At 70.6% G+C, this 18,362-nt stretch carries 17 protein-coding genes and 2 tRNA genes; 10 read left to right on the forward strand and 9 right to left on the reverse strand.

Features of this window, described 5'->3' with window-relative positions; all coding sequences use genetic code 11:
* Positions 1 to 35: 35 nt before the first annotated feature.
* A complete protein-coding gene (locus ACIRG6_RS04170; protein WP_403320600.1) occupies positions 36 to 1,454 on the forward strand; it encodes an amidase in 1,419 nt (472 codons plus the stop codon).
* Here the strand turns inward: ACIRG6_RS04170 and ACIRG6_RS04175 are convergent.
* Positions 1,435 to 1,929, reverse strand: coding sequence for a DUF3830 family protein (locus tag ACIRG6_RS04175; RefSeq protein ID WP_189230926.1), 495 nt, complete (start codon positions 1,927 to 1,929; stop codon positions 1,435 to 1,437). The genes ACIRG6_RS04170 and ACIRG6_RS04175 overlap by 20 nt on opposite strands.
* Positions 1,930 to 2,036: 107 nt before the next feature.
* On the opposite strand from ACIRG6_RS04175, the gene ehuB reads away from it, so the two are divergent.
* The 6 genes from ehuB (at position 2,037) to ACIRG6_RS04205 (ending at position 6,315) form a co-directional block, all read left to right on the forward strand.
* On the forward strand, positions 2,037 to 2,966 hold the full coding sequence (ehuB, locus tag ACIRG6_RS04180; protein ID WP_364674731.1) for an ectoine/hydroxyectoine ABC transporter substrate-binding protein EhuB: 930 nt from the start codon (positions 2,037 to 2,039) through the stop codon (positions 2,964 to 2,966).
* On the forward strand, positions 2,963 to 3,667 hold the full coding sequence (gene ehuC / locus ACIRG6_RS04185) for an ectoine/hydroxyectoine ABC transporter permease subunit EhuC (protein WP_318219508.1): 705 nt from the start codon (positions 2,963 to 2,965) through the stop codon (positions 3,665 to 3,667). Before ehuB ends, ehuC begins: the two co-directional genes overlap by 4 nt.
* Positions 3,664 to 4,314 (forward strand): ectoine/hydroxyectoine ABC transporter permease subunit EhuD, encoded by a 651-nt coding sequence (gene ehuD, locus ACIRG6_RS04190; RefSeq protein WP_364674733.1) that lies wholly within the window; start codon positions 3,664 to 3,666, stop codon positions 4,312 to 4,314. Before ehuC ends, ehuD begins: the two co-directional genes overlap by 4 nt.
* On the forward strand, positions 4,304 to 5,089 hold the full coding sequence (ehuA, locus tag ACIRG6_RS04195; RefSeq protein WP_364674736.1) for an ectoine/hydroxyectoine ABC transporter ATP-binding protein EhuA: 786 nt from the start codon (positions 4,304 to 4,306) through the stop codon (positions 5,087 to 5,089). Before ehuD ends, ehuA begins: the two co-directional genes overlap by 11 nt.
* A gap of 194 nt (positions 5,090 to 5,283) precedes the next feature.
* Positions 5,284 to 6,042 carry an IclR family transcriptional regulator gene (locus ACIRG6_RS04200; RefSeq protein ID WP_364819444.1) on the forward strand — a complete coding sequence of 253 codons (759 nt, stop codon included), beginning with the start codon at positions 5,284 to 5,286 and terminating at the stop codon, positions 6,040 to 6,042.
* A gap of 199 nt (positions 6,043 to 6,241) precedes the next feature.
* Positions 6,242 to 6,315, forward strand: a tRNA-Lys gene (locus ACIRG6_RS04205).
* Between the two features lie 41 nt (positions 6,316 to 6,356).
* On the opposite strand, the gene ACIRG6_RS04210 is transcribed toward ACIRG6_RS04205, so the two are convergent.
* The 3 genes from ACIRG6_RS04210 to ACIRG6_RS04220 all read right to left on the reverse strand — a co-directional run bounded on the left by ACIRG6_RS04210 (position 6,357) and on the right by ACIRG6_RS04220 (position 9,411).
* On the reverse strand, positions 6,357 to 6,962 hold the full coding sequence (locus tag ACIRG6_RS04210) for a lytic polysaccharide monooxygenase auxiliary activity family 9 protein (RefSeq protein WP_318219505.1): 606 nt from the start codon (positions 6,960 to 6,962) through the stop codon (positions 6,357 to 6,359).
* A gap of 132 nt (positions 6,963 to 7,094) precedes the next feature.
* Positions 7,095 to 8,321, reverse strand: coding sequence for an SPFH domain-containing protein (locus ACIRG6_RS04215; protein ID WP_403320605.1), 1,227 nt, complete (start codon positions 8,319 to 8,321; stop codon positions 7,095 to 7,097).
* Positions 8,322 to 8,391: 70 nt separating this feature from the next.
* The gene (locus tag ACIRG6_RS04220; protein WP_403320606.1) at positions 8,392 to 9,411 is read right to left on the reverse strand and encodes a peptidoglycan-binding protein; all 1,020 of its coding nucleotides are present in this window, start codon (positions 9,409 to 9,411) and stop codon (positions 8,392 to 8,394) included.
* 198 nt (positions 9,412 to 9,609) lie between these two features.
* On the opposite strand from ACIRG6_RS04220, the gene ACIRG6_RS04225 reads away from it, so the two are divergent.
* The 3 genes from ACIRG6_RS04225 (at position 9,610) to ACIRG6_RS04235 (ending at position 13,936) form a co-directional block, all read left to right on the forward strand.
* Positions 9,610 to 9,683 (forward strand) — tRNA-Lys (locus ACIRG6_RS04225).
* A 282-nt stretch (positions 9,684 to 9,965) separates the two neighbouring features.
* Positions 9,966 to 12,002: a glycosyltransferase family 2 protein gene (locus ACIRG6_RS04230; protein WP_364819448.1), complete on the forward strand. Its 2,037-nt coding sequence runs from the start codon at positions 9,966 to 9,968 to the stop codon at positions 12,000 to 12,002.
* Entirely contained in the window at positions 11,999 to 13,936 is a 1,938-nt protein-coding gene (locus ACIRG6_RS04235; RefSeq protein ID WP_364674750.1) for a radical copper oxidase GlxA, read from the forward strand. Before ACIRG6_RS04230 ends, ACIRG6_RS04235 begins: the two co-directional genes overlap by 4 nt.
* Before the next feature lie 65 nt (positions 13,937 to 14,001).
* Here the strand turns inward: ACIRG6_RS04235 and ACIRG6_RS04240 are convergent, their stop codons facing one another.
* From ACIRG6_RS04240 to ACIRG6_RS04260, 5 genes are all read right to left on the reverse strand, one after another.
* Positions 14,002 to 15,036 (reverse strand): glycoside hydrolase family 6 protein, encoded by a 1,035-nt coding sequence (locus ACIRG6_RS04240; protein ID WP_364674753.1) that lies wholly within the window; start codon positions 15,034 to 15,036, stop codon positions 14,002 to 14,004.
* 50 nt (positions 15,037 to 15,086) lie between these two features.
* Positions 15,087 to 15,776, reverse strand: a complete 690-nt coding sequence (locus ACIRG6_RS04245; protein WP_403320607.1) for a class F sortase — start codon at positions 15,774 to 15,776, stop codon at positions 15,087 to 15,089.
* Between the two features lie 2 nt (positions 15,777 to 15,778).
* Positions 15,779 to 16,333, reverse strand: coding sequence for a hypothetical protein (locus tag ACIRG6_RS04250; RefSeq protein WP_364674759.1), 555 nt, complete (start codon positions 16,331 to 16,333; stop codon positions 15,779 to 15,781).
* Positions 16,334 to 16,436: 103 nt separating this feature from the next.
* Positions 16,437 to 17,216 (reverse strand): HAD-IIA family hydrolase, encoded by a 780-nt coding sequence (locus tag ACIRG6_RS04255; RefSeq protein ID WP_189230940.1) that lies wholly within the window; start codon positions 17,214 to 17,216, stop codon positions 16,437 to 16,439.
* Positions 17,217 to 17,293: 77 nt separating this feature from the next.
* Positions 17,294 to 18,346: a 2-aminoethylphosphonate ABC transporter substrate-binding protein gene (locus ACIRG6_RS04260; protein ID WP_403320610.1), complete on the reverse strand. Its 1,053-nt coding sequence runs from the start codon at positions 18,344 to 18,346 to the stop codon at positions 17,294 to 17,296.
* Positions 18,347 to 18,362 lie beyond the last annotated feature (16 nt).

An 18,362-nucleotide genomic window follows, 5' to 3' on the forward strand; every position in this document is an offset into this window, starting at 1 on the left:
GTCCCACCGAGCGTTCCCAGAAAGCGGGAGGGTGCATGACCGACCTCACCGAGCTGACGGCCGTACAGCTCGTCGACGGTTACCGCAAGGGCGAGTTCAGCCCCGTGGAGGTGACGCGGGCGGTCCTGGAACGGGCCGAACGGATCCAGCCGGAGGTGAACGCGTTCGTCCGGCTGACCGGCGAGGAGGCGCTGGACCAGGCGCGGCGGGCCGAGGACCGCTGGCGGCGCGGGGAGCCGGGCGGACGGCTGGACGGGGTGCCGGTCACGGTCAAGGACATCCTGCTGACGCGCGGCCACCCGACCCTGCGCGGCTCCCTGGCCGTCTCCCCGGACGGCCCCTGGGACGAGGACGCGCCGTCCGTCGCCCGGCTGCGCGAGCACGGCGCGGTCCTCGTCGGCAAGACGACGACGCCCGAGTACGGCTGGAAGGGCGTGACCGACTCCCCGCTGAGCGGCATCACCCGCAACCCGCACGACCCGTCCCGTACCGCGGGCGGCTCCAGCGGGGGCGCGGCGGCCGCCGTGGCCCTCGGGGCGGCGCCACTGGCGCTGGGCACGGACGGCGGCGGCAGCGTGCGCATCCCGGCGTCCTTCTGCGGGATCTTCGGCCTGAAACCGACGTACGGCCGGGTCCCGCTGTACCCGGCGAGCGCCTTCGGCACGCTGTCGCACGTCGGCCCGATGACCCGGGACGCGGCGGACGCGGCGCTGATGCTGGACGTGATCGGCACGCCGGACGCCCGCGACTGGTCGGCGCTGGGCCCGGCGCCCGGCTCGTACTCCGAGGCCCTGCCGGGCGGGGTGCGGGGGCTGCGGGTGGCGTACTCGCCCTCGCTCGGCGGGCAGGTGGCGGTGCGCCCGGCGGTGGCGACGGCGGTACGGCGGGCGGTGCAGCGGCTGGCGGAGCTGGGCGCGTACGTCACCGAGGCCGACCCGGACTTCGCGGACCCGGTGGACGCCTTCCACACCCTGTGGTTCAGCGGGGCCGCGCGGGTCGTGCAGGGACTGAGGGCGGCGCAGCGCGAGGTGCTCGACCCGGGGCTGCGGGAGATCGTCGGGGCCGGGGCGCGGTACTCGGCGCTGGACTACCTGGCCGCGGTGGACGTCCGGATGGAACTGGGGCGCCGGATGGGCCGCTTCCACGAGACGTACGACCTGCTGGTCACGCCGACGCTGCCGGTCACCGCGTTCGAGGCGGGCGCCGAGGTGCCGAAGGGGTCCGGGCACCGGCGGTGGACGGGGTGGACGCCGTTCACGTACCCGTTCAACCTGACCCAGCAGCCGGCGGCGACCGTGCCCGTCGGCGCGGACGGGGACGGTCTGCCGGTCGGGATGCAGCTGGTGGCGGCCCGGCACCGGGACGACCTGGTGCTGCGGGCCGCGCACGCGCTGTACGCGGCGGGGGCGGTGCCGACGCGGTTCGGGGCCGGGGTCACGCCCGGCGGAAGCTGAGCGTCTCGCCCGCCGCTCCCGACCGCCACAGGTCGTTGCAGGCCTCGGCCATCGCGTCCAGCCCTTCGACGACCTGGCCCCACACGGTGCCGGGCACCCAGCCGACGTCGCCGTTGAGCAGCAGGTTGTTGCGCTCGTAGAACAGGGCCAGGTCGACGAGGGTGGTGCCGGGGCGGACCTCGCGGTCGTAGCCGTACGCCTTGGTGCCCAACTCGGCGCCCGCGAAGGCGAAATAGCACAGGTCGCCCGGGATGGGCGTGACGGTCGGGTTCTCCAGCGGTGGTTCGTTCGCCGCGAAGGGCGGGAAGAGGGCGTAGATCTCGTTGCGGGCGTATTTGGCGTGATACACGTCGCCGGCCAGGGGGAGCGCGTCCCAGACCGCCGCGCAGGTGATCGGGGCCCGTTCGTCCAGCAGCCGGGCCGTGCACGTGATTCCGCGTGTGACCAGCGAGACTTCGATGTAGCGATCAGCCATGCCCTCCATGGCAGTGGGCCGAGGCTCCGCGGTCAAGGGTGCCGTGCCGTCGTACCGGACCGAAAAAGATCGGCATAACCTCCGGGGCTTCGGGTAGCTGCGCGCCCATGGCTCCACCACACAGAACCCCTCCATGGGGCATATCCGTCCGAAGGCCCGGGAGTTCGGGGCCCACTCGCCGATCGCTGCTCGCGGGGGCCGCGGCGCTCGGCGCGCTGGGGGCCGCCGGCTGCTCACGGGTCGCGACCGCGTCGAACGTGGAGGGCGGCGACCTGCTCGACCGGCTGCGGGCCCAGGGCGTGGCCCGGCTCGGCATCGCGGGCGAGATCCCCTTCGGGTACATCGACAAGAACGGGGAGCTGACCGGCGAGGCGCCGGAGCTGGCGAAGGTCATCTTCAAGCGGCTCGGAGTGGACCGGGTGCAGCCGGTGCCGACGGAGTTCGGCTCCCTCATCCCGGGGCTGGCGTCGCAGCAGTTCGACGTCGTGGCGGCCGGGATGTACATCAACCCGGACCGCTGCGAGCAGGTCATCTTCTCCGACCCCGACTACCAGATGCTCGACTCCTTCATCGTGCGCAAGGGCAACCCCCTGGGCCTGCGCGACTACAAGGACGTCGTGGAGAAGAAGGCCAGGTTCGCGACCGGCACCGGGTACGCCGAGATCCAGTACGCGGTCGAGGCCGGGTACAAGGAGGGCGACATCCTGATCGTCCCCGACCAGGTGGCCGGTCTCAACGCCGTCGAGGCCGGGCGCGTGGACGTCTTCGCGGGCACGGCGCTGACCACCCGTGAGGTGGTGAAGAAGTCGAGCAAGACCGAGGTGACGGAGGCGTTCAAGCCGGTCGTCGGCGGCAAGCCGCACGTCGACGGCGGCGGCTTCGCCTTCCGGCCGACCGAGACCAATCTGCGGGACGCCTTCAACGTCGAGCTGCAGAAGCTCAAGAGGAGCGGTGAACTGCTCCGCATCCTCAAGCCGTTCGGGTTCACCGAGGACGAGATGACCGATCTGACCGCGAAGGAGCTGTGCGGCGGATGACATCCGGACTGTGGGAACTCGTACTCCAGGGCGTCTGGGTCACGGTCCAGCTGCTCTTCTTCAGCGCGCTGCTGGCGACGGCCGTCTCCTTCGTGGCCGGCGTCGCGCGCACCCACCGGCTGTGGATCGTCCGCTTCCTCGCGGGCTTCTACACCGAGGTGTTCCGCGGCACCTCCGCGCTGGTGATGATCTTCTGGGTGTTCTTCGTGCTGCCGCCGGCCTTCGGCTGGCAGCTGGTGCCGATGTGGGCGGGCACGCTGGCGCTGGGCCTGACCTACGGGGCGTACGGCTCCGAGATCGTGCGCGGCGCGCTCGGCGCGGTGGACCCGGCGCAGAAGGAGGGCGGCATCGCCCTCAGCTTCACGCCCTGGCAGCGGATGAAGCTGATCCTGCTGCCGCAGGCGGTGCCGGAGATGATCCCGCCCTTCTCCAACCTGCTGATCGAGCTGCTCAAGGGCACCGCCCTGGTGTCGATCATGGGCATGGGCGATCTGGCGTTCAGCGGCAACCTGGTGCGCCTGGCGCTCCAGGAGAGCGCGGAGATCTACACGTACATCCTGCTGATCTACTTCGTGATCGCGTTCCTGCTCACGCGGGTGATGCGCGGTCTGGAGAAGAAGCTGAAGGCGGGCGTCGGGAAGGCGGTCCCGAAGCGGAAGACCGTCACTCCTGAGCCGGCGGAGATCGGGGGTGTCCGATGAACTGGGACTGGAACGCGGTCTCCGAGTTCATGCCGCACTTCTGGGACGGCCTGCTGGTCACCCTCCAGATCCTGGTGCTCGGCTCGCTGATCTCCTTCGCCCTGGGCCTGGTGTGGGCACTGCTGATGCGGGTGCCGTCCCGCTGGGTGACCTGGCCGGTCGGGGTGATCACGGAGTTCGTGCGCAACACCCCGCTGCTGGTGCAGCTGTTCTTCCTCTTCTACGTGCTGCCCGAGTGGGGCGTGACCGCCTCGGCGCTGACCACCGGCGTGATCGGCATCGGCCTGCACTACTCGACGTACACGATGCAGGTCTACCGGGCCGGCATCGAGGCGGTGCCGGTCGGCCAGTGGGAGGCCGCGACGGCGCTGAACCTGCCGCTGGGCCGGACCTGGACCGCGGTGATCCTGCCGCAGGCCGTCCGCCGGGTGGTACCCGCCCTCGGCAACTACGTGATCTCGATGCTGAAGGACACACCGCTGCTGATGGCGATCACGGTGCTGGAGATGCTCGGTGAGGCGCGGCTGTTCTCCCAGCAGAACTTCCAGTTCACCGAGCCCCTGACGGTGATCGGCGTGGCCTTCATCATCGTCTCCTACCTGGCCTCCCTTGCCCTGCGAGCCCTGGAGCGACGCCTTGCCCACTGACACTCTCCCCAACCCCGAGAAGAGCCCCGAGCGCAGCACCGGCGAGCTGATCCGCCTGGAGCAGGTCACCAAGCGGTTCGGGGACAACACCGTCCTCGACCACCTCGACTTCTCCGTCGACGCCGGCAAGCACGTCACCCTGATCGGCCCGTCCGGGTCGGGCAAGACGACGATCCTGCGGCTGCTGATGACGCTGCTCAAGCCCGACGAGGGCACGATCACCGTGGACGGGCAGAAGCTCTTCCCGGCGACCGAGAAGGAGCGGCGCGAGGTCCGCAAGCAGATCGGGATGGTGTTCCAGCAGTTCAACCTGTTCCCGAACATGAGCGTGCTGCGCAACATCACCGAGGCGCCGGTCACCGTGCTCGGCATGCCCAAGGACGAGGCGGTGGAGCGCGCCAAGGGCCTGCTCGACATGGTGGGCCTGGCCGACAAGTGCGACGCCCGCCCGGCCCAGCTCTCCGGCGGCCAGCAGCAGCGGGTGGCGATCGCCCGGGCGCTGGCGATGCGGCCCAAGGTGCTGCTGCTGGACGAGGTGACGTCCGCGCTGGACCCGGAGCTGGTCGCGGGCGTCCTCGACCTGCTGCGGGACATCGCGCGCAGCACCGACATCACCATGCTCTGCGTGACCCACGAGATGAACTTCGCCCGGGACATCTCGGACCAGGTCCTGATGTTCGACTCGGGGCGGGTCATCGAGGCCGGCGCGCCGGAGAAGATCTTCAGCGAGCCGGAGCACGACCGGACCCGGGAATTTCTCAGCGCGGTGCTGTGAGGGCAGGGCGTGCCCCGACGTCCGAGGTCGGGACGCCGGGGCACGCCACTGGCATGTGCCAGAGTGCCGACGCCCCAGTTGAGGGCGGCGGAATCTGGCCAACACCTCCTCGCATCGGGCCCTTTGACGGCTATCGTGAAGGGGACCCGCTGTCCGGATCAGGGCCTACGAAGCGAGCGCAGGGGGAGACCACCGTGGCGCTGCAGCACAAGCCGACCGCGCCGCACCACTCGGTCCAGGACGCCCTGCGCGCCCTGGAGACGGTGGCGCGGCACAGCACCGGAATCACCGACACCGAACTCGCCCGGCAGACCGGCCTCGGCCGGGAGCGGCTGACCCCGCTCCTGCGCATGCTGCGCCGCGAGGGCTACGTCGAGCAGACCACCGACGGGGCCTACGTCCCGGGCGAGGCCCTGGCCCGCCTGGGCTCGGCGCACGGCCGCGAGGAGGCCGTGCGCGACAAGCTCCAGCACACCCTGGACCGGCTGCGCGACTCGGTGGGCGCCGCCGTCTACATCAGCCGGTACGTCGACGGCGAGGTCAGCGTCACCCAGTACGCCGACAGCCCGGCCGCGCCCCGGGTGAACGAGTGGGTGGACTTCCGCGTCTCGGCGCACGCCACCGCGGTCGGCAAGAGCCTGCTGACCCAGCTGGACCACGCGGGCCGCCGCGACCACCTGGCCCGGCACAAGATGGCCCGGCTGACCTCGCGCACCATCACCAGCCACAAGCTGCTGCTGTCCCGGCTGGAGTCCCAGCCGCCCACGGTGCCCGTCCTCGATCTGCAGGAGTACGCGGTGGGCACGGTCTGCGCGGCCGTCCCGCTGACGGCGGGCTCCGCCGCGGGCTGCCTGGCCCTGTCGCTCCCCGTCGAGCACGCGCACCGGCTGCGGCAGGCCGCGGACGCCCTGAACCGGGGCGCGACGCCGGTCCTGCTGTCACTGGCGATCTAGGGGGTGTCGTTCGGATCAGGTCCCAGGAAATCGGCGGTTCTTCGTCAGCGCCGGTGAGCCAGACCCCGCGTCTGCGGCATGATCCGAACGACACCCCCTAGGGGCCTGCGCCCCGTGCGGGCGGTGGTCGTGAGCACCCCGTCGGACCAGGTAGTATTTTCGTCGTCGCCGACCGCGGAAAGCGGAAGGCGAGAGTCATGCGCCGCTAGCTCAGTTGGTTAGAGCAGCTGACTCTTAATCAGCGGGTCCGGGGTTCGAGTCCCTGGCGGCGCACAGAAGAGGGCCCCTCGCACACGCGAGGGGCCCTCCTTCGTTCAGAAGGTCACGTCCGAGCAGGCGTAGAACGCGTTGCCCGTGTCGGCGATCGTCCACACCGACAGGATCACGTGGTGCCCGCTCAGCCCGGACGGCAGCGTGCCGGTGTGGGAGAGCGTGGCCGGCGGCTGCTGGCCGCCGTAGGGCACCGTGAAGAACGGCGTGAGGTTGAGGTCGGACCGGGACAGGCTGTGGTCCTGGTTCCAGCCCGGCTTGGTGACGTAGTACTTGAAGTCGGTCGTGGCGTGCCGGGCGGTGAACTGCCAGCGGAAGGTGTAGCTCTGCCCGCCGTTCACCTTGGTGGTCGGCCACGCCTGGCCGTTGGGCTGCTTGGGGGCGTCGAGCGAGGCGAACGTGCCGTGCCCCGCGGAGCAGATCTTCCCGTCGGCCGGCCCGGCGGCCGGGAAGCCCTTGGGGCCCTCGACGCTCTGCGGCTCCCACTGGATGGAGCCGCACCCGGTGACGGTGCCGTTCTGGCACACCTTCTGCCGGCTGACGGGGAGGTCGGTGTAGCCGTGGCCGCTGGCGCCGCCGGACGAGAGCACGAGGGCTCCGGTGGTCGCGATGCCCAGCGCCGCGGCGGACAACTTGGTCCTGGTGCGCATACTGCTTCTCCTGTGACGTGGGGGAAGTGCAGCGAGCTTTTCTGGTCTAGACCAAGTCACAGGTTATTGCCGTCAGTTGAACATGTCCATACCAATCGAAGAACCCGGGCCGGGATCCGCCCCGGCCCCCGCTCACGGCCCCGGCTCGCCCCGCCCCGCGCAGAACGCCACCGTCAGGTCCTTCACCAGCACCTTGCGCTCGTAGTCGTCGAGTTCCACCAGCCCGCGCATCGTCAGCCGGGTCACCGTGTCCTCCACCGAGTCCACGACCGAGGTGAGCACGCTCGCCCGCTGCGCCGCGTCCAGTGCGGCGATCCGGCGCCGGTGCATCGCGGCGGCAACCTCCGGGGCGTACTCCACCCGCACCGGCCGCACCGAGAACACCTCCAGGCCGACCGGCGCCGCGTCCGCCGCCACCAGCCGGGTCAGCGTCTCGGCCGCCACGTCCGCCGCGCCACGGACCGTGCCCGCCGGCTCCACCGGGACCCGGGACAGCGCCGCCTCGACGCACTCGCGCAGATACGCCTCGTGGTCCTCGACGCCCAGCGTGACCCGCACGGTGTCCCGCACCCGCCACACCACCAGCGTCACCGTCCTGAGCGCGACCCCGTTCGAGTCGGCGGCGGGCATCGGCTCGCTGCGCCAGTGCCGCAGCCGCACATCGACCGGGCGGCGCAGGAACAGCGGGTTCACCCACATCAGGCCCGTGCGCCGGACGGTCCCCCGGTACCGGCCGAACAGACCGAGCACCCAGGCCTGCCCGGTCCGGCCCCGGGCCAGCCCGCCGAAGCCGAACAGTCCCAGCGCCCCGGCGGCCAGGTACGCCGCCCACTGCGCGGGCCCGAGCCCGGCGCCCGCCTGCGCCGGCAGCCCCAGCGCCTCGACGGCGAGCGGCGGCACGATCCCGGCCCACCAGGAGGTGACCGCACAGCCCGCCACCCCGCAGGCCCCCGCCGCCACGCCCGCCACTCCGGGCAGCACCCGGGCCGGACGCTCGGTCAGCTCCGGGTCGACCGAGGCCACCGGCCGGGGCCGCGCCGCGGTGGGGCGCCGCATCCGCGGCTGCTCCCCCGTGCCGTGCCGGCGCTCGACGACCGCGGGCCGCAGCGGCACCGGCGCCGAGGCGGGGTCGTCGCGGAACAGCAGGTGGACGGGGATCTCGGTGGTCGCCTCGTTGTGGATGAGCCGCGCGGGCCGGACCGCGCCCGCCACGCCCTCCCCGGCCCCGTCGAACCCGGGGCCCGGAGCCGGGGCCGCAGCCGAGGGCGACGGCGACGGCGACGGCGGAATCGACGCCGGAACCGATGCGGGGACCGGCTCCGGGGTCGTCGAGGGTGTCGTCGAAGAGGTCGTACTCATGCGTCCTCCAGCCTCCGCGCCAGACGCGTCATGAACGGGTGATCACGAACGGTGCCCCCCGAGGGAGCGGTCACGAGAAGAGCCGCCGCCAGGTCTCCGGGCCCGGGTAGCCGTCCACAGCGCCGCCGCGCCAGCCCTGCGCGCGCTGGAAGGCCTCGACGTTCCGCCGGTCCGCCTCGCCCCAGCGCGGCCCGGGCGCGCTCGTGTAGTGCTTGCCGAACCCCTTCTTCACGAGTTGCCCGCCGAGCTGGGTGACGTACGGGTTGTCCGCGCCCGGCCGGAACATCGCCCGGCCCGGGTAGCCGGGCACCCCGTGCGAGGCGGGCGCGGCGGCGCCCGCCGCCGGCGTCGTATCGCTGGTCACCCCCTTGTAGCGGTAGGGGAGGTACTTGGCGGAGTTGCTCCAGTAGGCGTAGGGCGTGGCCATCTTGCGGGTGTGCGGCGGGGTCTGCTCGTAGGCCGTGTAGGAGGTCTGCTTGTCGTCCGTCCAGCCGCCGAAGATCACCACGTGGGAGCCCGTCTGCGGGTCGGACGTGTTGTGGAACAGCAGGATGTCGCCGGGCTGGAGTTCTTCCTTGGTGATCCGGTCCGCGAAGGCGCCGAGACTCCCGGTCCATTCGTTCGTGGGCAGATTCCAGGCCATCGACACGTAACCCGAGCAGTCCTGCCGGTAACCGTCGGACCAGTAGGCGGTCATGCTGTAGGGCACCTTCGCGGTGACCCAGGTCTTGGCCCGCTCGATGATGTCGGTACGGGTGATCGCGGGCAGCAGCGTACCGGCCGGGGGACCCGCCGGGCGGCCCGTCGGACCGTGCAGCGGCGCCCTGGGACCCTGCGGGGTGTCAGGCTCCTCACCTGCCGGATCACCGGGACGGTGGAGTACGTCGGCGGCGGCCGGGGCCGCTGCCGCCTGGCCGGCGCCGAGGGCGGCGGCCGCGGTGGCGGCGGCCACCACGAGGACGCGGTGGGCGGCCGGACGGGTGGAGGCCCGGCCGTCCGGGGAATGCGGCAGGACACTGCGCCAGTGCCGGCAACCGGGGCAGTCACAGTCGCTCACGGGATCGATTTCCTCGAATACCGGAGTCTCCATGCGATTCCCCTCACACTGCAGTGGCAAAGTCCGCGACGGTGTGCGCACCGGCGCACAGTGATCAGTTTCCCAACTGTCCCGTTTATGCGCATGTTGACGGTCCGAATGATGTACCCGGGTGGCGCGCGCGGGGGACGCCCGCCCCGGACGTGGTCCGGAGCACCCGGCGGCGTCGGGTAGAGTTCTCCAGGTCAGCAGGCGCCGCTAGCTCAGTTGGTTAGAGCAGCTGACTCTTAATCAGCGGGTCCGGGGTTCGAGTCCCTGGCGGCGCACAGACGGTCGAAGGCCCTCCGTAGCACACGGGGGGCCTTCGGCGTACCCGGAACCTCGGGCTCTTGCGATCATGACGAACGCCGTAGAACCCTGGTCCGGTTGGGGGGCCGGATGCCGAGGGGGGCATCATGCAACCGGGGGTCGCTGTTCCATGTCTATATAAGGTGTGGATGCCGTGGTGACAGCAACCCACCACTGTGACGTCCGTGACGGCCGAGGGGGACCCGGCGGACGAAGGAAGCGACGAAACACGCGCTGACCCGCGTGTGGGGGGATGACTCATGACGTCGACGCCGACGGGCGCCGGGCAGGACCACGACCCGTCTCAGACCACCCAGCTCAGGGTGCCTGCGCATCGGACCTGGAACACCGGCTCGTTCCGCCGGATAAAGAAGGCGCTGCCCAGATACGACTACGAGCACTACAGCCGGCTCGCGGGCCCCCTCACCCAGCCCGACCCGCACAAGCCGTACCAGGTGCAGTACCGCTCGCTCCTCTCGCAGGAGCCGCACCGCATCCGGGTCGCCCTGATGCTGGCCGCGGCCCCGCTGCTGTCGGTGGTGCTGCTGGTCTGGCTGCTCCAGCCCGAGCACTGGACGGAGCGCGACTACCCGGCCTTCGACTGGCTGCCCGCCCTCGACATCGTCATGCTCGTCTCGATCGGCCTGATCGAGCTCTTCCGCTGCCTGAACGTGCTGTCGAACGCGCACGCCACGCTGGTCGCCCGCGACCCGATCCCGGTGGTGCCCGAGACCGGCACCCGGGTCGCCTTCCTCACCTCCTTCGTGCCCGGCAAGGAGCCGCTGGAGATGGTGACGAAGACCCTGGAGGCGGCCGTCAAGATCCGCCACCGCGGTCTGATGCACGTCTGGCTCCTCGACGAGGGCGACGACCCCGAGGTGAAGGCGGTCTGCGAGCGCCTCGGCGTGCACCACTTCTCCCGCAAGGGCGTCGCGAAGTGGAACATGCCCAAGGGCCCGCACCGCGCCAAGACCAAGCACGGCAACTACAACGCCTGGCTCGAGGCGCACGGCGACGACTACGACTTCTTCGCCTCCGTCGACACCGACCACGTGCCGCTGCCGAACTACCTGGAGCGGATGCTCGGTTTCTTCCGCGACCCGGACGTCGGCTTCGTCATCGGGCCGCAGGTCTACGGCAACTACGACAACCCGATCACCAAGGCCGCCGAGTCCCAGCAGTTCCTCTTCCACGCGCTGATCCAGCGCGCGGGCAACCGCTACGGCGCGCCGATGTTCGTGGGCACCTCCAACGCGGTGCGCATCAGGGCACTGAAGCAGATCGGCGGTCTGTACGACTCGATCACCGAGGACATGGCGACCGGCTTCGAGATCCACCGCCACAAGAACCCGGCCACGGGCCGCAAGTGGCGCTCGGTCTACACCCCGGACGTGCTGGCCGTCGGCGAGGGCCCGAACGCCTGGACGGACTTCTTCACCCAGCAGATGCGCTGGTCGCGAGGGACGTACGAGACGATCCTCAAGCAGTACTGGAAGGGCTGGTACTCGCTGCCGCCGAGCAAGCTCTTCAACTACACAATGATGATCATCTTCTACCCCATGTCGGCCATGAACTGGATCCTGGCGGCGCTGAGCTGCGCGCTGTTCCTGGGCATGGGCGCCTCGGGTGTGAACATCGACCCCGCGGTCTGGCTGATGCTCTACGGCAACGCCTCCGCGCTCCAGATCGGCCTGTACGTCTGGAACCGCCGGCACAACGTCTCGCCGCACGAGCCGGAGGGCTCCGGCGGTGTGGCCGGCATGGTGATGTCCGCGCTGTCGGCGCCGCTGTACGCGAAGGCGCTCATCGACTCCGTGCTGCGGCGCAAGAGCAAGTTCGTGGTCACGCCCAAGGGCGACTCGGCGAGCCCGGACACCCTGTTCGGGACCTTCCGGTACCACTGGTACTTCATCGTCATCTTCGGCGGCTCGATCACCGCCGGCCTCGTCCTCGGCCACTCCCACCCCGCCATGATCATCTGGGCGACCTTCGCGCTGCTGATCACCGCCTCGCCGATCTTCGCGTGGCGGCACTCCCTGCGGCAGGCGAGGAAAAAGCCCGCCGCGGCGGCTCCCGCGGAGCCGCCCACCCAGCCCGAGGACGCGGCGCCCGCGGGGCCGTACCAGCCGCAGCCGGCGCAGGTCGCGCCCTACGGAGCGCACGGCGCGCACGGCGCGCACGGAGCGCACGGAGCGCACACGCCACAGCAGAAGCCCAGCTGGGCCGCCTCCCCCGACGGGGGCAGCGACCAGACCATGCAGATCGCCCTTGGTGGACTTGGGGGACGTAAGGAATGAAGGACCGTGCCGGCCGCCGCCGCGCCCGTCGCTTCGCGATAGGCACGGCGGTGGTAGTAGCGCTGGCCGGGATGAACGGGCCGTGGCTCTACCGCTTCGGAACCGAGAAATACCACCAGTACAAGATCAACAAGCCGGAGTACAAAGCCGCCAACGGCAAGTGGGAGATCATCGAGTTTCCCGAGAAGTACCGGCAGAACACCATCCACGCGGCGCTGCTGCGCACCGGCAAGGTGCTGCTCGTCGCGGGGTCGGGCAACAACCAGGACAACTTCGACGACAAGAAGTTCGACACCCGGATCTGGGACCCCGTCAAGGGGACCATCAAGAAGGTGCCGACGCCCGCCGACCTGTTCTGCACCGGCCACACCCAGCTCGCCAACGGCAATCTGCTGATCGCGGGCGGTACCAAGCGGTACGAGAAGCTCAAGGGTGACGTCACCAAGGCCGGCGGCCTGATGATCGTTCACAACGAGAACCCGGACAAGCCGATCACGCTGCCCGCGGGCACCAGGTTCACCGGCAAGGAGAACGGCAGGACGTTCGTCTCCAAGGACCCGGTGCTGGTGCCGCGCGCGAAGAAGGTCTTCGACCCGGCGACCGGCGCGTTCGTCCGCAACGACCCGGGCCTCGGCCGGATCTACGTCGAGGCGCAGCAGAGCGGCGCCGAGTACGAGACGGGCACCGAGGACAACTACCGCATCCAGGGCCTGTCGGGTGCCGACGCGCGCAACACCTACGGCATCGCGCAGAAGCTCGCCCTCGACAAGAAGGACTTCCAGGGCATCCGGGACGCCTTCGAGTTCGACCCGGTCGCCGAGAAGTACATCAAGGTCGACCCGATGCACGAGGCCCGCTGGTACCCGACGCTCACCACGCTGAGCGACGGCAAGATCCTCAGCGTCTCCGGCCTGGACGACATCGGCCAGCTGGTCCCGGGCAAGAACGAGGTCTACGACCCGGAGACCAAGAAGTGGACCTACCTCGACAAGGTCCGCCAGTTCCCGACGTACCCGGCGCTGTTCCTGATGCAGAACGGCAAGGTCTTCTACTCGGGGTCGAACGCCGGGTACGGCCCCGACGACGTCGGGCGCGACCCGGGCATCTGGGACGTGGAGACCAACAAGTTCACCAAGATCCCCGGCCTGAGCGACCCGAACATGCTGGAGACCTCGGGCACCGTGCTGCTGCCGCCGGCGCAGGACGAGAAGTACATGGTGATCGGCGGGGGCGGGGTCGGCGAGTCCAAGCTGGCCAGCGAGAAGACGCGGATCGTCGATCTGAAGGCCGACGACCCGAAGTTCGTGGACGGGCCGTCGCTGGAGAAGGGCACGCGCTACCCGCAGGCCTCGATCCTGCCCGACGACACCGTGCTGGTCTCCGGCGGCTCGGGGGACTACCGGGGCCGCGGCGACTCCAACATCCACCAGGCGCGGCTCTACCACCCGGACACCAACACGTTCGAGAAGGTGGCCGACCCGCTGGTGGGCCGGAACTACCACTCCGGTTCGATCCTGCTGCCCGACGGGCGCCTGATGTTCTTCGGCTCCGACTCGCTGTACGCCGACAAGGCCAACACCAAGCCGGGCAAGTTCGAGCAGCGCGTCGAGATCTACACGCCGCCGTATCTGTACCGGGACTCGCGGCCCGACCTGTCGGGCGGCCCGGGGACCATCGCGCGCGGTGAGTCGGGGACGTTCACCTCGCGGGCGGCCTCCACGGTCAAGAAGGTGCGGCTGATCCGGCCGAGCGCCTCGACGCATGTCACCGACGTGGATCAGCGGTCCATCGCGCTGGACTTCAAGGCGGACGGGGACAAGCTGACGGTGACGGTGCCGGAGGGGAAGAACCTGGTGCAGTCGGGGTGGTACATGCTCTTCGTCACCGACGGTCAGGGGACGCCCTCCAAGGCGCAGTGGGTTCGCGTGCCGTAGCGCTCCCGCAGGTGGTGCCTTCGGGTGCGGGAGCGCTGTGGCTTGTCGCGCAGTTCCCCGCGCCCCTAGGCCCCTGATCCCTGCGCCAGTTTCAAGGCGTAGTCGGGCCACCATTCGCCCGCCTTCGGGCCGCCCTTGCATTCGCCGTCCGATTCGCCGGGGCGCTTGACCCACAGGTAGGCGTCGACCAAGGGGTCGGCCGTCTTCGTCGTCGGGGTTTCGCCGAGGGCGCGGCCCGGAGGGTTGCACCAGCGCTCGTCCGGGCTGCCCTCGGTGTAGGGGCCGTTGCCGTTGCGGCTGGTGTCGATGACGAAGTGCTTGCCGCCCACCTTGGCGGAGAGCTGCTTGCCGTAGGCGATGGAGTCCTGGGTGGAGTAGAAGTTGGAGACGTTGACGGCGAAGCCGTCGGCCTGGTCGATGCCGGCCCACTTGAGCGGCTCGAAGATCTGGTCGGGGTGGCCCCAGCCGGCGTTGCCCGCGTCCAGGTAGACCTTGGTGTTCTTCAGCGCCGTGAGCTTGGCGATGGCCCCCTTGAGGAGGTCGTAGCGCTCCTCGTGGAACTCGTCCGGGGTGCAGCCGTCGACCAGGTGGAGCACGGCGTCCGGCTCCAGGACGACGGTGGCGGCACGGTCGCCGATGCCCTTGGCCACGCCGTCGATGAACGAGCGGTAGGTGTCGCCGTCGGCGGCGCCTCCCTGCGAGTACTGGCCGCAGTCGCGGTGCGGGATGTTGTAGAGGACGAGCAGCGCGGTGCGCCCGGCCTTGTCGGCGGCCTCGGTGAAGCCGCGGGCCTGGTCCTCCGGGTTCTCCGGGCTGATCCACTCGCCGGTGGGCTGCTGGGCGATCTTGCGGATCCGGTCGGCCTGGTCCTTCTTCCCCGCCTTCTCCAGGGACGCGACCTGCTGGGCCGCGTTGCCGTCCGGATTGACCCAGAACGGATCGGTCTCCTTGGGCTGCTGGGTGATCCCGGCCCCCGCGTCCTTGTTCTTGTCCTCGTCGTCGCCGGACGAGGAACAACCCGCGATCAGCAGCGCCGCCCCCAGCACCGCCGCGGACGCCCGCCGCGCGGACATCGTTCCGGCCCCCCTGCTGCCGTACATCCAACCCCCCTGGGTGCACCGTTCGGAGGCTCAATCCTGACATACGCGGGTCATGAGCCGGTGCCCGTGAGGTACGCCGAGACGACGACGTTGGCCGTGTAGCCGCCGGTGGCGCGGTCGAAGGTGCCGCCGCAGGTGATCAGCCGCAGTTCGGCCCGTCCCGCGTCGTGCGGCCCGTAGGCCTGCCGGGCGTCGAAGCCGTCGCGGTCGAGGACCTGGATGTCGTCGACGGTGAACTCGGCGACCTCGGCGTCGTCGCGGACCACTCGGATCGTCTCGCCGGGTTCGAGGGTGCTGATCTTGTAGAAGACGGCGGGGCGGGTCTCGGTGTCGACGTGCCCGACCATCAGGGCGGTCCCGGCCGCCCCGGGGGTCACGCCGGCCGCGTACCAGCCGACGGCGTCGGCCTGGTCGAAGGACGGCGGGTCGATCGCGCCCTTGCCGTCGAGGCCGCGGGCCACCACCGGGGCGCTGATGCCGAGCTCTGGGACGTCCAGCCGTTCGGGCAGGGCGTCGCCGAGGGGCGTGCGGGCGGGCGGCAGCGGTATGTCGGGGGGCCGTCCGGCCGCCGCCATGTCGCCGGTGGCCGGACGGGACATGCCCTCGCGTACGTCGGTGGCCTCGCGGCCCCACAGCCACAGCCCGAGGAGCAGCACCACCCAGGCGATGCCGCTCACCAGGCGGCCGGGGCCGACGGGGCGTATCTGGTCGTGTTCGCGGCGTTGATCGTGGTCGGACATGGTCAGTCCGTCCTGCGGCTCCGGCTGCGGACCCCCCGCAGCCCCACGGCGACGGCGGCGATCCCGGCGAGCACCAGGCCGGTCACGGTGTGCGCGGTGCCGGGGGGATCGACGCGCGCCCCGTCCCCGGTGTCCGACGCGGCCAGCTCCGCGGTGCCGCCGCCGCCCGCGTCGACGGGGGCGACGGGTGAGGCGGGCGCGGTCGGGCGGTTCCGCCGCTCCACGGTGATGGTGCCCTTGCGGGCGTCCTCGCCGCAGGTGACCTGCACGGCGTAGGCACCGGCCGCCACCGTGGAGCGGACCGTGCTGGAACCGACGAGGACACCGTCCTCGGCGGCCACGGAGAGCCGGACGTCCGACTCGAACGCCGCCGACACGGCGACGGCCGTCCGCTCGGTGCAGTCGGGTACGCGCAGCGTGACGTCGGTTCCGGGCGCCGGGGAGGACGGCGTCACCGAGACCCCGCCCCCGTCCGCCGCGTACGCCGTCGGTGCGACCGGCGCGCACACCGCGGCCAGCGCGGCTCCGGCGCAGAGAGTTACCTTCAGTGAGCCCATCGTGTACCTCCAGTCACCTGGAGGCTGCCCCGCGGGGACCGCCCCCGCATCCGGTGCGGGGCCGGCACTGCTCCGAACGGGCGACGAGGGCGAGGCGCGGGTTTCAGACCCGTTCGACGAGGTCCGCGATGGAGTCGACGACCTTGGACGGCCGGTACGGGAAGTTCTCGACCTGCTCCGGCCGGGTCAGACCGGTGAGCACCAGGTACGTCTGCATCCCGGCCTCGATGCCGGCCAGCACGTCGGTGTCCATGCGGTCGCCGATCATCGCGCTGGTCTCGGAGTGGGCGCCGATCGCGTTGAGCCCGGTGCGCATCATCAGCGGGTTGGGCTTGCCCGCGAAGTAGGGCTGCTTGCCGGTCGCCTTGGTGATCAGCGCGGCCACCGCGCCGGTCGCCGGGAGCGGGCCCTCGGTGGAGGGGCCGGTCTCGTCGGGGTTGGTGCAGATGAACCGGGCGCCGGCGTTGATCAGCCGTACCGCCTTCGTCATCGCCTCGAAGGAGTAGGTGCGGGTCTCGCCGAGGACCACGTAGTCGGGCTCGTGGTCGGTGAGGATGTAGCCGATGTCGTGCAGGGCGGTGGTCAGGCCGGCCTCGCCGATGACGTACGCCGAGCCGCCGGGCCGCTGGTCGTCCAGGAACTTGGCGGTCGCCAGCGCCGAGGTCCAGATCGCCTCGATCGGGACCTCCAGGCCCATGCGGCGCAGCCGGGCGTGCAGGTCCCGCGGGGTGTAGATCGAGTTGTTGGTCAGGACGAGGAAGGGCTTGCCGGACTCGCGCAGCTTCTTGATGAAGGCGTCGGCGCCGGGGATCGGGACGCCCTCGTGGATGAGCACCCCGTCCATGTCGGTGAGCCATGACTCGATGGGCTTGCGGTCTGCCATGTGCGGGATCTCCTGCCGTACGCGGTCCAGCGTGCGCCCCAGCCTAAACAGAGCAGGATCTTGGGGGAACGGCCGTCTCAGCTTCCGGTGGCCGCCTTCCAGGCGTCGACGTACGCGGTGAGGTTCTCCTCGATGTCGTTCCAGTCGGGCTCGAAGACCTCGACGCCGTCCATGATCTTCGTCAGGGCGACGGCGTCGGCGTCGGTGGCCTTGACGTCCTGGCGGGCCGCGAAGCCGCCTCCGATCTCGCTGACCTGCGCCTGCGCCTTCTGGCTCAGCAGGTAGTCGAGGAGCTTCCTGCCGTTCTCGGTGTGCGGGGCCCCGGTGACCAGGCCCGCCGTGTACGGCAGCGCGAAGGTGGTGGGCCTGCCGCCCTCGGGCGCCGGGAACCAGATGCCGAGGTTCGGCATGGACTTCGACTGGGCGTGGTTCATCTGCACATCACCGTTGGCGACGAGCAGTTCCCCCTTGTCGACCTTGGGGGCGAGCTTGCCGGTCGAGGCGGACGGGCCGACGTTGTTGGCCTGGAGCTTCTTCAGGTACTCCATGGCCGGCTTCTCACCGCCGAAGTCGTGCATGGCCTTGATGAGGACGGCCGTGCCGTCGCCGGCGACCCCCGGGGTGGAGTACTGGAGCTTGTTCCTGTACTTCCCGTCGAGCAAGTCCTCCCAGGTGGCGGGGGCCTGCTTCAGCTCCTTCGTGTTGTGGACGAAGCCGAAGTAGTTGTTGACGACGGCCGTCCAGGTGCCGTTCTCGGCCTTGTCGGCGCCGCTGACCCGGTCGGCACCCTTAGGGGCGTACTTCTGCAGCAGGCCCTTGGTGTCGGCCTGCTGGATGAAGGGCGGGAGGGTGACGAGGACGTCGGCCTGCGGGTTGCGCTTCTCGCGGGCGGCGCGCTGCACCATCTCGCCGGAGCCGCCCTCGACGTACTCGACCTCGATGCCGGTCTCCTTCTCGAAGTCCTTGAACACCTGGTCGTACCAGCCGTCGCCGTTCTCGCCCTTGAGGCCGTCGGCGCTGTAGACGGTGACGACGTTCTCGTCGGAGGCTGCGGAGGTGCCGCCGCAGGCGGTGAGCGGGAGGGCGAGCAGGCACAGGGCGGTGACCGGGAGGAGGGGCTTTCTGGGCATGGCGAGATGAACTCCT

The sequence above is a fragment of the Streptomyces flaveolus genome (genome assembly GCF_044765825.1).
Classification (GTDB): Bacteria; Actinomycetota; Actinomycetes; order Streptomycetales; family Streptomycetaceae; genus Streptomyces; species Streptomyces flaveolus.

Bases quoted from the DNA above. Each gene is read 5' to 3' on its own strand.
- ACIRG6_RS04170 (WP_403320600.1), top strand. From the start codon at position 36: ATGACCGACCTCACCGAGCTGACGGCCGTACAGCTCGTCGACGGTTAC.
- ACIRG6_RS04175 (WP_189230926.1), bottom strand. From the start codon at position 1,929: ATGGCTGATCGCTACATCGAAGTCTCGCTGGTCACACGCGGAATCACG.
- ehuB (WP_364674731.1), top strand. From the start codon at position 2,037: ATGGCTCCACCACACAGAACCCCTCCATGGGGCATATCCGTCCGAAGG.
- ehuC (WP_318219508.1), top strand. From the start codon at position 2,963: ATGACATCCGGACTGTGGGAACTCGTACTCCAGGGCGTCTGGGTCACG.
- ehuD (WP_364674733.1), top strand. From the start codon at position 3,664: ATGAACTGGGACTGGAACGCGGTCTCCGAGTTCATGCCGCACTTCTGG.
- ACIRG6_RS04210 (WP_318219505.1), bottom strand. From the start codon at position 6,962: ATGCGCACCAGGACCAAGTTGTCCGCCGCGGCGCTGGGCATCGCGACC.
- ACIRG6_RS04215 (WP_403320605.1), bottom strand. From the start codon at position 8,321: ATGAGTACGACCTCTTCGACGACACCCTCGACGACCCCGGAGCCGGTC.
- ACIRG6_RS04220 (WP_403320606.1), bottom strand. From the start codon at position 9,411: ATGGAGACTCCGGTATTCGAGGAAATCGATCCCGTGAGCGACTGTGAC.
- ACIRG6_RS04230 (WP_364819448.1), top strand. From the start codon at position 9,966: ATGACGTCGACGCCGACGGGCGCCGGGCAGGACCACGACCCGTCTCAG.
- ACIRG6_RS04235 (WP_364674750.1), top strand. From the start codon at position 11,999: ATGAAGGACCGTGCCGGCCGCCGCCGCGCCCGTCGCTTCGCGATAGGC.
- ACIRG6_RS04240 (WP_364674753.1), bottom strand. From the start codon at position 15,036: ATGTACGGCAGCAGGGGGGCCGGAACGATGTCCGCGCGGCGGGCGTCC.
- ACIRG6_RS04245 (WP_403320607.1), bottom strand. From the start codon at position 15,776: ATGTCCGACCACGATCAACGCCGCGAACACGACCAGATACGCCCCGTC.
- ACIRG6_RS04250 (WP_364674759.1), bottom strand. From the start codon at position 16,333: ATGGGCTCACTGAAGGTAACTCTCTGCGCCGGAGCCGCGCTGGCCGCG.
- ACIRG6_RS04255 (WP_189230940.1), bottom strand. From the start codon at position 17,216: ATGGCAGACCGCAAGCCCATCGAGTCATGGCTCACCGACATGGACGGG.
- ACIRG6_RS04260 (WP_403320610.1), bottom strand. From the start codon at position 18,346: ATGCCCAGAAAGCCCCTCCTCCCGGTCACCGCCCTGTGCCTGCTCGCC.